Annotated in this window: 12 protein-coding genes and 1 pseudogene; 4 read left to right on the forward strand and 9 right to left on the reverse strand. The window is 59.2% G+C overall.

Annotated elements, in window-relative coordinates; genetic code table 11:
- Positions 1-82: 82 nt before the first annotated feature.
- The 6 genes and pseudogenes from lpdA to N4R57_12305 all read right to left on the reverse strand — a co-directional run bounded on the left by lpdA (position 83) and on the right by N4R57_12305 (position 8037).
- Positions 83-1477 (reverse strand): dihydrolipoyl dehydrogenase, encoded by a 1395-nt coding sequence (gene lpdA / locus N4R57_12280; GenBank protein UYV35840.1) that lies wholly within the window; start codon positions 1475-1477, stop codon positions 83-85.
- A 132-nt stretch (positions 1478-1609) separates the two neighbouring features.
- A complete protein-coding gene (locus N4R57_12285; protein ID UYV35841.1) occupies positions 1610-2188 on the reverse strand; it encodes a DUF924 domain-containing protein in 579 nt (192 codons plus the stop codon).
- A 101-nt stretch (positions 2189-2289) separates the two neighbouring features.
- Complete coding sequence (locus N4R57_12290; GenBank protein UYV35842.1) at positions 2290-3543, reverse strand: MFS transporter; 1254 nt, start codon at positions 3541-3543, stop codon at positions 2290-2292.
- Positions 3544-3623: 80 nt separating this feature from the next.
- Positions 3624-4672, reverse strand: a pseudogene (gene queA / locus N4R57_12295) (tRNA preQ1(34) S-adenosylmethionine ribosyltransferase-isomerase QueA).
- Between the two features lie 22 nt (positions 4673-4694).
- On the reverse strand, positions 4695-7352 hold the full coding sequence (locus tag N4R57_12300) for an AsmA-like C-terminal region-containing protein (protein UYV35843.1): 2658 nt from the start codon (positions 7350-7352) through the stop codon (positions 4695-4697).
- The gene (locus N4R57_12305) at positions 7282-8037 is read right to left on the reverse strand and encodes an AsmA family protein (GenBank protein ID UYV35844.1); all 756 of its coding nucleotides are present in this window, start codon (positions 8035-8037) and stop codon (positions 7282-7284) included. The genes N4R57_12300 and N4R57_12305 overlap by 71 nt, the downstream gene beginning before the upstream one ends.
- Positions 8038-8170: 133 nt before the next feature.
- Here N4R57_12305 and N4R57_12310 point away from each other — a divergent pair, with 133 nt between their 5' ends.
- The 4 genes from N4R57_12310 (at position 8171) to N4R57_12325 (ending at position 11466) form a co-directional block, all read left to right on the forward strand.
- Complete coding sequence (locus N4R57_12310) at positions 8171-8632, forward strand: peroxiredoxin (GenBank protein ID UYV35845.1); 462 nt, start codon at positions 8171-8173, stop codon at positions 8630-8632.
- On the forward strand, positions 8633-9445 hold the full coding sequence (locus N4R57_12315; protein ID UYV35846.1) for a ferritin-like domain-containing protein: 813 nt from the start codon (positions 8633-8635) through the stop codon (positions 9443-9445).
- A gap of 196 nt (positions 9446-9641) precedes the next feature.
- Positions 9642-10979, forward strand: a complete 1338-nt coding sequence (locus N4R57_12320; GenBank protein UYV35847.1) for a DUF5930 domain-containing protein — start codon at positions 9642-9644, stop codon at positions 10977-10979.
- Entirely contained in the window at positions 10969-11466 is a 498-nt protein-coding gene (locus N4R57_12325; protein UYV35848.1) for a polymer-forming cytoskeletal protein, read from the forward strand. Before N4R57_12320 ends, N4R57_12325 begins: the two co-directional genes overlap by 11 nt.
- A 74-nt stretch (positions 11467-11540) precedes the next feature.
- Here N4R57_12325 and N4R57_12330 read toward each other — a convergent pair whose 3' ends face one another.
- From N4R57_12330 to fabF, 3 genes are all read right to left on the reverse strand, one after another.
- Positions 11541-12125 carry an HNH endonuclease gene (locus N4R57_12330; protein UYV39565.1) on the reverse strand — a complete coding sequence of 195 codons (585 nt, stop codon included), beginning with the start codon at positions 12123-12125 and terminating at the stop codon, positions 11541-11543.
- Positions 12126-12471: 346 nt separating this feature from the next.
- The gene (gene mltG, locus N4R57_12335) at positions 12472-13626 is read right to left on the reverse strand and encodes an endolytic transglycosylase MltG (GenBank protein UYV35849.1); all 1155 of its coding nucleotides are present in this window, start codon (positions 13624-13626) and stop codon (positions 12472-12474) included.
- A 4-nt stretch (positions 13627-13630) separates the two neighbouring features.
- Entirely contained in the window at positions 13631-14887 is a 1257-nt protein-coding gene (gene fabF / locus N4R57_12340; protein UYV35850.1) for a beta-ketoacyl-ACP synthase II, read from the reverse strand.
- Positions 14888-14892 lie beyond the last annotated feature (5 nt).

The raw sequence follows: 14892 nt of genomic DNA on the forward strand, positions 1-14892 counted from the left end.
ACCGCACAGAAAACCGGCCCCGCAGTTTATTACGGGGCCGGCGCGTGGACAGATCAAATAAACCTGTGTCCTTGGGGTCAAGTCAGATGTGGATCGCCCTGTCATAAGCGTCCAGCACGCTTTCATGCATCATCTCGCTCAGCGTCGGGTGCGGGAACACCGTATTCATAAGCTCTTCTTCAGTGGTCTCCAACGTGCGCCCCACGACATAGCCCTGGATCATTTCGGTCACCTCCGCACCCACCATATGCGCGCCCAAAAGCTCGCCCGTCTTGGCATCGAACACGGTTTTCACCATGCCTTCCGCCTCGCCCAGCGCGATCGCCTTGCCGTTGCCGATAAAGGGGAACCGCCCGACCTTGATGTCATAGCCCAGCTCTTTGGCCTTGGCCTCGGAATAGCCCACGCTCGCCACCTGCGGATGGCAATAGGTGCAGCCCGCAATCGCTTCGGGGCGCACGGCATGCACCTTTTTCCCGGCGATCAGCTCGGCCACCATCACCCCTTCGTGGCTCGCCTTATGGGCCAGCCACGGCGCGCCGGCGATATCGCCAATGGCAAACACGCCATCAACCCCGGTGCGGCAATAGCCATCAACAACCACATGGGTCCGGTCGGTCTTGATCCCCTGTTCCTCAAGGCCAAGCCCCTCGACATTGCCCACAATCCCGACAGCGGAAATCACCGTGTCGAAATCTTGCTTCTCGACCTTGCCACCCACTTCGATATGGGCCGTTACCTTGGTCTTGCTGCGGTCGAGCTGTTTGACCATGGCTTTTTCCATGATCTTCATGCCCTGCTTGACGAATTGCTTCTTGGCAAAGGCGGAAATCTCGGCGTCCTCCACCGGCAGCACCCGGTCCATCACCTCGACCACGGTCGTTTCCGCGCCCAGCGTGTTATAGAAGCTGGCAAACTCGATCCCAATCGCACCCGAGCCGATCACCAAGAGTTTCTTCGGCATATGCGGCGGCTGCAACGCATGCTTATAGGTCCAAACCCGCTCGCCATCGGCCTCAAGCCCCGGCAATTCCCGCGCCCGCGCGCCGGTGGCAAGGATAACGTTCTTACCTGTTAAGGTTTCTTCACCTTTATCGGTTTTAACTGTGACTGTGTTCTTCCCCGAAAGGCGCGCCTCGCCCATGATCGTGGTGACCTTGTTCTTTTTCAACAAGTGGCCGATCCCGCTGTTTAGCTGTTTCGCCACCCCGCGCGAACGCTTCACGACGGCATCAAGGTCGAATTCGATCTTTCCGGCGCTCAGGCCAAATTCTTCGGCCCGGTGCATCAGGTGGAACACCTCGGACGAGCGCAACAGCGCCTTGGTCGGGATACAGCCCCAGTTCAGGCAAATACCGCCCATGTGTTCGCGCTCAACAATAGCCACCTTCAGGCCAAGCTGCGCACCGCGGATCGCCGCCACATAGCCGCCCGGCCCCGCGCCAATCACGACCATATCGTATGAGTTGTCAGCCATAACCATCTCCAGTTCTGAATATAGTTTGATATTAAACTAGTTTGGCAATCGCCGCAACGCAGCGCATTGACCCTACGGCATCACACCGCAGGGAACACATCAAGCTCTTGGGATGCTTGCGTTAATTCGCGCTTATTGCGCGGCCTGCAGCTCGCGCACTGTGGCGCCATACCCGCCTGCGTCGACGTAATCGCGCTCGGTATCGGTCGGTTTACGGCTCAGCGCGTCATTACGATAAGGGAATCGCCCGAACTGGCGGATCACTTCGCGGTGCGCCTTGGCATGAAGCAGGTTGCCCTCTCCGCTTTGCGGCATCCGCTCCTTCATCAGCCGGACACAGCGTTCCTGATCACACAGGTTCTCGGAATGCATCATTGGAAGATAGAAAAACTGGCGTCCCGGCTCGTCGATCTTCAAATCCCAGCCTTTGCTGATTGCCACCTTCGCTGCCGCCAGCGCGGCTGGGTCACTGGCAAATGCTTTGCCCTCGCCCCGGAACATGTTGCGCGGAAACTGGTCCAGCAGAATGACATAGGCCAGCGCTCCGCTCGGATAGGTCAGCCAGAGCGAATAAGCCCCTTCGCAGGCGTTTTGCCACGCCGTCAGGAACTTCTCGCGGATCGTCTCGTCCAAACTGTCCGAGACTTCATACCACCCCTTCGGCCCAACCTCGTCGAGCCAAAATTCCAACACATCTTCCGGACGGACCATAGGGTTGCCTCCTAACCACGTTGCGTCCCCAGTATTTATAAAAATGTTACACAGCATTCTTTCGCGTTGGATAGTAAAGAATTGTGACCAATTGCGACAAGTCAGGCCTCTGTGGTTATTGTGTCATCCTCCAAGCCTTCCTCCACGGCCCATTCCACTGCAACCGGAGAGGTCGACATGCTGACCGGGGCGTAACCGCTTGTATCCTCAACAGAAGGCGCCGCACGCCGGGTCATCCGCCACGCCGCATAGGCCGCCATCGCAACCAGCATCACCCCGAGGAAATAGAAATACCCCCGCGGCCCGAACACCTCCATGCTCCACCCAGTTGCCATCGGACCGGCAATCGCGCCCAAGCCGTTGATAAACACCAACCCGCCCGAAACCGACGCCATGTCGTCGACTTCGACAAAGTCGTTGGTATAGGCAATCAGCAATGAATAAAGCGGGTTTGATGTCCCTCCGATCACAAAGGCCGAAATCAGAAGCGCGGTGAACCCGCCGCTAAAGATCGCGCCAAGCAGCGCCCCCGTGGCGCCCAATGCCGCCACAAGGAAGATCAAAACCCGCCGGTCCATCCGGTCCGATACCCAGCCAAGCGGATATTGAAACAGGGTCGCTCCGATATAAAACGACGACACGAACATCGAAATCTGCCCAAGGCTCAAATTCGCCTGCCCGCCATAAACCGCGCTCATCCCGAACTGGGCCGAGAATATCGCGCCCAGCAAGAGCATGCCGACACAACCAAGGGGAGAAATGCGGTAGAGCGCCAACAAGCTCACGGGCTTGGAGCTTTCAAAGGCGGGCGTTGGTGAAATCGACAACAAAATCGGCGCGAACGAGATCGAAACCAGCACCGAGGGAATGACAAACAGGATAAACCCGCCCGGATCGGCCACCAGAAGCAAGCCCTGTGCCACGACGATCCCGATCATCTGAACCATCATATAAAGCGACAGCGCCTTGCCGCGCGTGTCATTCGTGGCCGAGTTGTTCAGCCAGCTTTCCGCCGTGACATAGACCCCAGAAAAGCCAAAGCCGATGATCACCCGCAACAAGGCCCAGACCCACGGGTTCGCCCATGTCGCATAAAGGATCAGCACCGCCGAAATGAACGAGGCCAGCGCCGCAAACACCCGCACATGCCCCACCCGCCGGATCATCCCCGGCGCAAGGTAAGACCCGCCAAGGAAGCCAACAAAGTAAGCCGACATCACCACCGACATCTCGTAGTTGGAGAAGCCCTCCATGCCGCCGCGCACACCCAGCAACGTGCCCTGAAGACCGTTCCCGACCATCAAGAGCATCATTCCAAGCAGCAAAGCCCATGAGGATGCCAAAACTCTGAACATATCGCGGTCCCTTCTTTTGCACGACGCCTACGAGTCGCGCCTGTCGGCGTCACGCCTCACACCGACATTTGGTGACGGTTTCAGACCTGCGGCACAAGCAACGATGCATCGCCATAAGAGAAAAAGCGATACTCGCTTGCAACCGCATGCGCATAAATCCGCGCGATCCGTTCCTGCCCCATAAGGGCCGATACCAGCATAAGCAACGTCGATTTCGGCAGGTGGAAATTTGTCATCAACGCATCCGCCACGCGGAACGTGAAGCCGGGGTAGATGAAGATATCCGTCTCGCCCTGCCATGGCGCAATCTCCCCCGCGCCGGCGGTTTCGATCAGCCTGAGCGCAGTGGTGCCGACCGGAATGATCCGCCCCCCGCAGCCTTCGTCGCCGCGATGTCGGCGGCGGCCTTTTCGCTGACTTCGCCCCATTCCGCGTGCATCTTGTGGGTCGTCACGTCATCCACCTTTACTGGCAAAAACGTCCCCGCCCCGACATGCAGCGTCACATGGCTAAAGCTGACCCCCTTGGCCTTCAGCGCCCCAAGCACGTCCGCATCAAAATGCAGGCTCGCGGTTGGGGCCGCCACCGCGCCGGGCCGCTTGGCCCAAACGGTCTGGTAATCCTCGCGGTCCTGTGCGTCCGCCTTGCGCAGCGCCTCGATATAAGGCGGCAGCGGCATCGCGCCCGCTTCGTCCAACGCCTTGTCAAAGGCATCACCCTCAAGGTTGAAGGACAAAACCGCCTGCCCCTCCGCCTTCGCCTCGCACGTCGCTTTCAGACCCGCGCCGAACACGATCACCTCGCCCTCGCGGATCTTGCGCAACGGCTTCAACAGCGCCGCCCAAGTGCCATCAGCGCGCGGCTCAATCAGGGTCACTTCCATCCGCGAGCGGGTCTCGCCCACGTCGCTCTGGCGCAACCGCTCGCCGCTCAGCCGCGCGGGGATCACCTTGGTATCGTTCAGCACAAGCCGGTCCCCGGGCCTAAGCCAATCCGCAAGGTCACGCACAACGGCATCGGTGATCTGATCCCCTTCTGCCACCAAAAGCCGCGCCGAACTACGCGGTGATGCAGGGCGGGTCGCGATCAGCCCCTCGGGCAAATCGAAATCAAAATCACTCAGCTTCATGTCAGGGTGCTTTTCTATTGAGTCAGCTTCGGGGGTGGGCGGCGAAAATCTCGCGAAACATGCCCGGCGTCAACAGCGAGAGCGGGTTGACCTGCACCTTTGGCTTGGCCGATGTCCCTTTCAGCCGATAGGTAAAGCCCACCAGCCCCTCGCCCTTGCGCGTCAGGACCGAGCCGACACCGTTGATCAGGTAGAACGGCGACACCGTGCCTTGCATGTTCATCGCGCCGCTATCCAGCGTGTAATATCCATCCATCGAAATCCCCATCGACGTGCCGATCGCGCTCGACTTGGTGATAATCGCCTGCGTTGGCGTCAGGCGAAAGCGTGCCTCGACCTCGGAAAACAAAATGCCCCGCCCGCTGAGCTGCTCTAGCAATCCAATCACGCTGATCGCATTGAGAAGCGCGGCCATCGCAGGCGCATTGCGCAGCCACACGCTCTTGACGGTCATCTGCCCGTCATAGCTGCCCGGTCCACCGCCCGGCACAAGCGTCAGGTCCAGCGCGCCGCCCCGCGCACTGGGGAACAGCCCGGCAGATTGGAACACCCCACCGGCATTGTCCGACTGAATACGAAACGCGCTTCTTCCGTTACGCGGCAGAACCCGGCCCGTTACCGACGCCCCGCCGTTTACCTTGCCGACAAAGCTGCCATCCATACCGCGCGCCGTGCTGAAATCTCCGCGAAAGCCGGTAAGCGCAATTCCTTCGCTGATCTTCAACCGGTCCAGCGTCACTTTGAGCGGGCCACCGCCCTTGCTTGCGCTCGACCCGGTGCCACTGCCCACCTCCGTCTGGCTCAAATCAACCGTGCCCCCCGACACCCGCACCTCGGGAGAGCGCCCCGCACCACGCCCGATCAACGTCACTGGCGCATCCAGCCAACTCCCCGCCCGCAGGCGCGCGAACCGCGCCTCGCGAAAACTTCCGTCGGAATTGAGCGACAAGCTCCCCGACGTCCGCAACCCCGGCGCGGTCAACGCGATCTTGTTCACCTCGACCGGCGCCCCCAGCCGCCCGGCCACCTCAAGCGTGCCGCGCGTGGCCTTGCCCATCGCCCAGTCAATCTGCGGTATCCTGAGCGCAAGCCCCGACAACCGCGAGCTTAGCGCGAAAACCGGCTTCTCGCCGCGTTGCATGTCGATGGTAATGCGCCCCGTGCTGGCGCCGGAAACGCTGCCCGATGGCAGGCCAATGTTGAACTCATCAACAAAGCGTTGGGACAGCTCGATCGTGCCTTCCAACCGGCTCTTGCCCGGCGCAGCACTCCCCGCCTTCGGCTTGCCCAGAGGCGCGGTGAAAACCCCCTCCACCGGCACTTGCCCGACCCGCGCCTTGCCGGAAATCTTAAGCTCCTTGCCGTTTGCCGTTGCTTTCAAAACTGGCGCCGCCGTGACCCGTCCGGGGATCAGGGTTTCGCTGCGCACGTTCTTGAGGTCGGCAACCACGTCATAGGTCACGTCCTCGACCGGTACTTTTTTCTTTAGGGAAAAACCGATTTTCCCGCGCACCTCTGCCCGCCCATCCGCGACCGTGACGCTCTGACCGGATTTCGTGATAAACTGAAACGGCTCCCGGTCCAGCATCGAAAGAACCGCCGTGATGGTGCTGCGCGTGTTCACCAGCACTTCGGCTGGCCCCTGTTTGACTGTCACATCAGGAATCTGAAACACCGTGCCCGTAATATCAAGCGCGCCGCCTTTTTCGGGCGTCACCAAACCGCCTTCCGCGCTCACCGTGAACATATTGCGAAACAACGTCGCGTGGCCGCGTGCGCCGCGGACCGGCGGCATGGTCTTCATGAACAGGGTGTCCAACGCTTCGAACTCAAACCCCAGTTGCGTGATCGGCTTTTGCTCCGGCTCCCATTTCAGGCCAAGCTGAATGTTGCGGATCAGCCCGCCCAACACATTGCGCTCGATCCAGTCGCGCGTATTGGTGCTCAACTCCGCGGGCCACAATTCCAAAAGCCGATCCGGGCTAAGCTGGTCCATCTTCGCGGCAAGACTGACATCCCATCCCTTGGCCCCCGCCCGCAAATCGCCGCTCACCACCAGCTTGCCATCACTATCGCGCAACGTCAGTTGCCCAATAGAAAGCTGGAACGGATCAAGATTGAGCCTTGCGTCCATCAGGACGTTCGAAAATGTCACCGGCTCGTCGTAATACGCCATCGGATTGGCCTGAATATCTCTCAGCCGCATTTGGCTGACGAATTCAGTGGGCAGACCATTCTTGATTTTACCAAGCACCACCTTGCCCTCGGCCCGCGCCGACCCCCACGCGGTATCAACCGACATTTCGTTAAACTGCATCGCCTGACTGTCAGGCGCATAGGTGAAATAGCTTCTAGCCGAGCGGAACGGCACCGGCTTGGTCTGATCCGTGGGCTGCATCACCCCTTCGCCGATATGCAACGTGGCATACAATGGCCCAAGCGCCCCCGCATCATCCGTCGACGCACGCAGCGCACCCGCGATCGGCGCGCGCAAGACATTCAGCCAGACAAGAGCCGCAGATTGCGCCGCAATGTCTGCCGCGCGCAAATCCGAGAAATTCATGCCAAAGGTGGCCGCCGCAGACCCAATCCGGCTCTGATAGCTCATTTCAATCGCCGCCGCCGATGCTCCGCCGCTCAGAACCGCAAAATCTCCGCGCAGCGTCAGAATAGCCCTCAATGCGCGTCAAACTGATCCGCCCGCCATCCACGGTCCAGGCCCGCCCGGCGCGCGCGTCTTCGTAACGAATGGTTAAACCATCTGCGGTAAAACTTGTCAGGTCGGCAAAGGCTGGGCTTATCAACGCACGGTCAACTTGTTCGATCAATTGCACGAAACTCGCCGCCTGCGACGCGGCGGGCGTCGCCTGATCAAAGCTCAGGCGCACGCGGCCGGATTCGTCACGCCGCAAAACCAGCTGCGCCCCGGTCAGCCAGATCTGCGCTGGCTGCACCTGTCCCTTAATCAGCGGTGAAAGCGCCAGCGTGCTTTCCACATCGGACAGGCGCACAACATGCTCGCCCGCAGCGCCCAGCACCTCAACATCGTCCAGCTTGACGCGCGGCAACCACATGTCCTCAACAATCAGGCTCACACCGCCCAGCCGAACCTGCGCCATCTGAAACTGGTTGTTGATCTGCGTCTCGATCCTGCTCTTAAGCCATTCCGGCGCCACCAACGGGCGCCCAATCATCAAAAACGCCGCAAGCCCAACCAACACCACCAGCACAAGCATAGAGAATAGCGCTGCCAACCCCAGCTTGCGCCGAAGCGGCCTCTTCTTGCCCTTGCCCGGCTTTGCCTCCGCGTCTTCGCTCGGCAATGCAGGGTCTTCGGCAGGCATATCGGTAGGTGTGTCGCTCATTCAGGCCTTTGTTGCGCAGGATTGATCCCGTCTAGGTGACGCGTATAACTCCCCTACTATTCTCGCTGCTTACGCCCTAATATGAAACCAGAATTTCCGTGAACACCCTCCGCCAACCCCCAAGGAGCTGCCCGTGCCCGACCTTCCCTATGCCGCCCCGGATTTCACCCTGCCATTTGACAAGGGCGACACCGTCACCCTCTCGGCGGTAAAGCCCGCGCCGGTTGTCTTGTTTTTCTACCCGCGCGACAACACCTCCGGCTGCACCAAAGAAGCCATCGCCTTTTCCTTGCTCAAACCCGATTTTGATGCGCTCGGTGTCAAGGTGTACGGCCTCTCGAAAGACAGCATCGCCAGTCATGAGAAATTCGCGAGCAAGCAAGAGTTGACGATTGACCTGCTCTCGGATGAACACGGCTCCGCCTGCGAAGATTTTGGCGTCTGGCAAGAGAAAAAGATGTATGGAAAAACCTTCATGGGCATCGTGCGCTCGACGTTCCTGATTGACGCTTCTGGTCAGGTCGTACGCGAATGGCGCAAGGTAAAAGTCGACGGTCACGCCGAAGAGGTGCTGACTGCCGCCAAGGCGCTCTGAATGACGCTGAGCCTTGCAAATATGGCCGAAGAGGTGCTGCGCTGTCCGGATGGTCGCGCCAAAACGGCGCTGTCTCACGCGCACGCCGCTCGCTGGCGCGCGGCGCGCGCCGCCGGTGAACCGCTTGAAATCGGCAAGGCCATGCCGCCGCTCCACCCCGCGCGCCCGCCCCAACCCGAACTCCTCGATCCCCGCGACGTGCCGCGCCGACGCCCCGGAAGCCCGCAGGGCCGCATCGCTCTTTTGCATGCCGTGGCACATATCGAGCTTAACGCCGTTGACTTACACTGGGACATTATCGCCCGGTTTAGCGACATTGACATGCCGCTTGGCTATTACGACGACTGGGTCAAGGCCGCAGACGAAGAATCTAAACATTTCAACCTGATGTGCGACTGCCTTGAAGCGTTGGGAAGCCACTATGGCGCCCTGCCTGCGCATGCAGGCATGTGGCGCGCCGCAGAAGATACAGTGGATGACATCATGGGCCGTCTGGCCGTTGTGCCAATGGTGCTCGAGGCCCGAGGCCTTGATGTGACCCCCGGCATGATCAAGATTTTCCGCAACGCCAAAGAGACCCAGGCCGTTGACGCGCTTGAAACGATCTATGCCGAAGAGGTTAGCCATGTGGCCTATGGCTCCAAGTGGTTCCACTTCCTTTGCGGCCGCCATAACATTGACCCTACGGGGGAGTTTCACCGCCTCGTGCGCAATTATTTCCACGGCGCACTCAAGCCCCCCTTCAACGAAGAAAAGCGCGCCGAGGCCGGCATCCCCCCTGATTTCTATTGGCCCCTGACAGAGCAAGACTGAAACCGGCTTCACTGCGTCAGACAAGTGCCTAATATCGGCGGATTTTCGCCGGATACCGTACTGCCCCAGCGTCACAGCGAATCGTGCGGCCCAAAGACCTTGCCCTAGGGCAACCCACTCGCTAATCACTCTCTGGGCGGTTGTGGCCTCTGGGATACAGCGCTCTCTTTGGGATGGGACGAAGGGACAGGTTTCCGTGCGATCACGACTGGCTATCCGCTTTCACGCAGTGCTTGAGCGCTATTTCCCCGAACGCCGCCTATTCTTGCGTTCGGATGCCGATACACGCTTCATTCGCCTGCGGCCGGGCGTTCAGCTCGTCGGCTTTCTGGGAAGTGCTGCGATTGTCTCTTGGGCGATCATTGCAACCGCGATCCTGTTGATGGATCTGATTGGTTCCGGCAACTTCCGCGAACAGGCCAAGCGCGATCAACGCACTTATGAAGCCCGCCTCAATTTCCTCGCCGGACAACGTGACAGCCGCGCAGAAGAGGCGCTCGCCGCGCAGGACCGTTTCAACTCCGCATTGGCACAAATCTCGGTGATGCAATCGGAACTCCTCGCCTCCGAAACCCGCCGCCGCGAGCTTGAAACCGGGATCGAGGTTATTCAGACCACCCTGCGCAGCGCCATGAAGGAACGGGATCAAGCCCGTGTCGCCCTTGGCGAATTGAAAACTGCGCTGGCCGAAAGTGGCTCGAACGGCACCCTGCCCGGGTCCAACCCGGCCCTTGATGGGGCCATCGCCGCCCTACAAGGTGCCCTCTCTGAAACCGCCGCCGAGCGTGACAAAGTCATCGCCGACGCGCAAAACGCACTGCATCAAGCCGATGAAATGGCTCTGAAAATCAAGCTGATGCAGGATCAGAACGATCAGATTTTCCGCCAGCTCGAAGAGGCCATGACGATTTCGGTCAAACCTCTGGACAAGATGTTCCGGCAGGCCGGTATGAACACCGACTCGATCCTCAAGCAGGTGCGCCGCGGCTATTCCGGCCAAGGTGGGCCGCTGATGCCCCTCACCTTTTCTACCAAGGGCGAAGAGCCGGGCGTCGATGCCAACCGTGCCAACCGCATCCTGAACCAGATGGACCGCCTCAACCTGTATCGTATTGCGGCCACCAAAGCGCCTTTTGCTATTCCTGTTAAATCCAGCTTCCGTTTCACCTCGGGCTTTGGTTACCGCCGTGACCCCAAGACCGGCGGACGCCGCCTGCACAAGGGCGTGGACTTCGCCAGCAGCGTCGGCACCCCCCTCTATGCGACCGCCGATGGTGTGGTCACCCATGCGGGTTGGGGCTCGGGCTATGGCCGTCTGGTTAAGATCCAGCACGAGTTCGGAATCGAAACCCGCTACGCCCATCTGAACAAAATTCGCGTGAAAGTTGGACAAAGAGTCTCGCGCGGCCAGCGTATTGGTGATATGGGAGCCTCTGGACGTGTCACTGGCCCCCACCTGCATTACGAAGTGCGCGTTGGCGGGAAGGCCGTTAACCCCATGATCTACATCAAGGCTGCGAACAATGTTTTCTAAAAGCAAAATCAACGAGCCCGGCGCCAAGCCGGAGGCACCGAAACCCGCAGACGCCGCTGCCAAGCCCGCAGCGCCGCAAGCTGGGTCCGAGTTCAAATCCTCCTCGGCACCGGCCACCCCCAAGGCCAAACCGCCAGCATCCGTGCTCTCTGCCGACCTGCACATCACCGGCAATCTTAAAACCACCGGCGATATTCAGATCGAAGGCACAGTTGAGGGCGACATTCGTGCCCACCTTCTCACCGTTGGCGATGGTGCCACCGTCAAAGGCGAAGTGATTGCGGATGACGTCGTGGTCAATGGCCGCATCGTGGGTCGTGTGCGCGGCCTCAAAGTACGCCTGACCTCGACCGCACGGGTCGAAGGCGACATCATTCACAAGACCATTGCAATCGAAAGCGGCGCGCATTTCGAAGGGTCGGTTCAGCGTCAGGACGACCCGCTGTCCAAGACCCCGGCGACCCCGGCACCTAAACCGGCAAGCTAAACGCGATCTAGCTATAAGAAATAGAACGGGCGCCTGATTTAAGGCGCCCTTTTCATTTGCAGCTATGGCCGCTGCTACGCGTCCAATTCGGCGTCCCAATACAGGAAATCCATCCAGCTTTCATGCAAATGGCCCGGTGGAAACTTCCGCCCCAGATTACGCAATTCTTCGGCGGCGGGCATCCGCGGTGTCTTGAACAGGTTCATCCCCGCCCTGCGCAGGCTTTTCGAACCTTTCTTGAGGTTGCAGGGGCTGCACGCGGCCACCACATTCTCCCAGCTCGTCACCCCGCCCGATGCGCGCGGCACCACGTGGTCAAAGGTAAGATCTCCTTTCGAACCACAATACTGACAGCGGAATTCATCCCTCAAAAAAAGATTAAAGCGCGTGAAGGCCACGCGCTTTCCCAGTTTTACATAATCTTTCAGAACAACCACCGAAGGGATCCTGATCTCGGTGCTTGGAGAGCGCACCACCTGATCATATTCGGCGACGATATCCACCCTGTCGAGCCAGGCCGCCTTGACCGCCTCCTGCCAAGGCCAGAGGCTGAGCGGGTAATAGGAAAGCGGCCTGTAATCCGCATTGAGAACCAAGGCCGGGTAATGCTTCAATGCCCCCGGCTGTCTGACAAAATCCGCTCTAAAATCTCCGTCCATCGTCCGTCCTGCTCTTGCAATGCCCCGGCTTTGCCATCTGCCTTTGTGGGTCGTTGACTTGGCTCCACTATATATCGTGGCAAGCATCCGACAAGCCCCACGATATGCGCTCAGTTGATTTCGAATACTATGCGAACGCAACAAGTTGGTGACGATCAAGCTAAGGTTTCTAACCCGTTGAAACGGCTACCTGAAACCAACCGGGGCTACGCAGATCTTTCACCGCGCCGATTGCACAAAAAATAGAACTGCTTCCGTGGCCCGAGCCTAGGCGACAAGAGAATCAACGCGCCTTATAGCGCGCAGTCCCATCAATCAGAAAGACTGCAATCAAATCCCACGCGGGCTATTCGCTTGCACGCTGCTTTTCGATCTCGCGCCAACGCTTCACATTTGCGTTGTGCTCTTCCAGCGTAGTGGCAAATGCATGCCCCCCGGTCCCATCGGCAACAAAAAAGATAAACTCTGTGCTGTCCGGGTTCACCGCTGCCTCAAGACTTGCACGCCCCGGATTGGCGATCGGGGTCGGCGGCAGCCCTTCGATAACATAAGTGTTATAGGGCGTCGCCTTGCGCAGCTCGCTCTGACGCAAGCCACGGCCCAAAACACCCTGACCGTTGGTGATGCCGTAGATAACAGTAGGGTCGGTTTGCAACCGCATCCCCTTGTTCAGCCGGTTAATAAAAACGCTGGCCACCTGTCGCCGTTCTTCCGGCACGCCGGTCTCTTTCTCGATGATCGAAGCCAGAACAAGCATCTCCTCCGGGCTGGACAATGGAAGCGAACTGTCGCGTCCCTCCCATGCAGCTGCCAAAAACGCGGCTTGCGCATCCTGCATTTTCTTAATTAGCGCGGCTCTGTCGTCGCCAACGCGCACTTCGTAACTGTCCGGCGCCAACATACCCTCGGGCGGGATATCGGTGATCTCACCCTTTAGAACGTCAATGCTTTTGAGCGCTTCAACGACCTGCCAACTGGTCACGCCCTCGGCCATTGCAATGCGATACCGGGTATCGTTTTGAGCGCGCACCTTGGTGAATTCTTCAGGCGCCGCTGCTTCTTCAGGGTTGAAGTTAGCCACTTCAACAAATTGGTTTGTGGCGGGGTCAAGCGTGCGCACCTGCACCGATTGCCGCGTCACCCCGATCCGATAGACGACCTCAGTGCCACAGGTGCTTGCCCCGCCCCGCGTCACGATTTCCGCAATCTCTGACATCGACGCGCCATCAGGTACAAGAAAGGACCCTGCCTTTAGCTGGCTGGTCAAATCGCTGTAGTCCATGCCCAAGCGGAAAATCATCCCAGAAGAAACAGCGCCCTCGCTTTCCAACTGGTTAGAGACACGGCTGACATTGCTCCCGCGTTCAACCCGCAGGCAGATCGGCTCTTCCAGAGGGCCCTCGGCGGTATATTCCGACTGTCCCCAAAGGATAACCCCGCCAATCAGAAAGACGATCACGATCAACATCGTAATCGCGTTCGAGGCAAAATGTCGCCACATGTGGTTAGACCTTTTTGAAGATCACGCTGGCATTGGTGCCACCGAAACCAAAGCTATTGGAGAGCGCCACGTTGACTTCACGCTCACGCTTGACGTTGGGAGCCAGATCAAGCGGCGTTTCGACCGCAGGCGTATCAAGGTTGATGGTCGGCGGCACAACTTGATCGCGAATGGCAAGGATCGAAAAGATCGCCTCGATCGCGCCAGCAGCGCCTAGCAAATGCCCCGTCATCGACTTGGTCGATGACATGGTCACCTTGCCCGCAGCATCGCCCAACAGCTTCTCAACCGCCGCAAGCTCGATCACGTCGGCCATCGTCGAGGTGCCATGCGCATTGATGTAGTCAAGCTCAGCCGGCGCAACCCCTGCGTCCTTCAACGCCGCGTTCATCGAGCGGAATCCGCCATCACCATCCTCGCTTGGCGCCGTGATGTGATACGCATCGCCCGACAGGCCATAGCCGCCCACTTCGGCGTAAATCTTGGCGCCACGCGCCTTGGCGTGTTCGTATTCTTCCAAAACAACGACGCCAGCGCCCTCACCCATGACAAACCCGTCACGGTCCGCATCATAGGGGCGGCTTGCAGATTGCGGATCGTCACTGCGCTTGGTCGACAACGCCTTGCATGCGTTAAAGCCCGCGATCCCGATCTCGCAAATCGCCGCCTCGGCGCCACCGGCGACCATTACATCTGCATCGCCATATTTGATAAGCCGCGTCGCATCGCCAATCGCGTGAGCACCCGTCGAACAAGCCGTAACGACCGCATGGTTTGGACCTTTGAAACCATAACGAATCTGCACTTGCCCAGAGATCAGATTGATCAAAGCCCCCGGAATAAAAAATGGAGATACCCGGCGCGGGCCTTTTTCAGCCATCAAAAGCGTTGTCGCCTCAATGGATTTCAGCCCGCCAATCCCCGAACCGATCATTACGCCAGTGCGCAGCAAGCTCTCTTCGTCGTCCGGGGTCCAGTCCGCATCCTTGACCGCCTGCTCCGCAGCAGCAATGCCATAGAGGATGAAATCATCAATCTTACGACGTTCTTTGGGCTCGACCCAATCGTCTGAATTGAACGTCCCGTCGGTGCCGTCGCCGTGTTTGACCTCACAGGCGTAGTCAGTGGTCACACGTGAGGTGTCGAATTGTGCAATTTTGCCCGCGCCGGATTTGCCCGCAAGCAAACGGCTCCAGCTTTCTTCGACTCCTGTAGCCAAAGGTGTAACCAGTCCAAGCCCTGTAACTACCACTCGACGCATGAGAA

Source organism: Rhodobacteraceae bacterium D3-12 (assembly GCA_025916135.1).
Classification (GTDB): Bacteria; Pseudomonadota; Alphaproteobacteria; order Rhodobacterales; family Rhodobacteraceae; genus JAKGBX01.

Bases quoted from the DNA above. Each gene is read 5' to 3' on its own strand.
- N4R57_12305 (UYV35844.1), bottom strand. From the start codon at position 8,037: ATGAGCGACACACCTACCGATATGCCTGCCGAAGACCCTGCATTGCCG.
- mltG (UYV35849.1), bottom strand. From the start codon at position 13,626: ATGTGGCGACATTTTGCCTCGAACGCGATTACGATGTTGATCGTGATC.
- lpdA (UYV35840.1), bottom strand. From the start codon at position 1,477: ATGGCTGACAACTCATACGATATGGTCGTGATTGGCGCGGGGCCGGGC.
- N4R57_12285 (UYV35841.1), bottom strand. From the start codon at position 2,188: ATGGTCCGTCCGGAAGATGTGTTGGAATTTTGGCTCGACGAGGTTGGG.
- N4R57_12290 (UYV35842.1), bottom strand. From the start codon at position 3,543: ATGTTCAGAGTTTTGGCATCCTCATGGGCTTTGCTGCTTGGAATGATG.
- N4R57_12325 (UYV35848.1), top strand. From the start codon at position 10,969: ATGTTTTCTAAAAGCAAAATCAACGAGCCCGGCGCCAAGCCGGAGGCA.
- fabF (UYV35850.1), bottom strand. From the start codon at position 14,887: ATGCGTCGAGTGGTAGTTACAGGGCTTGGACTGGTTACACCTTTGGCT.
- N4R57_12315 (UYV35846.1), top strand. From the start codon at position 8,633: ATGACGCTGAGCCTTGCAAATATGGCCGAAGAGGTGCTGCGCTGTCCG.
- N4R57_12330 (UYV39565.1), bottom strand. From the start codon at position 12,125: ATGGACGGAGATTTTAGAGCGGATTTTGTCAGACAGCCGGGGGCATTG.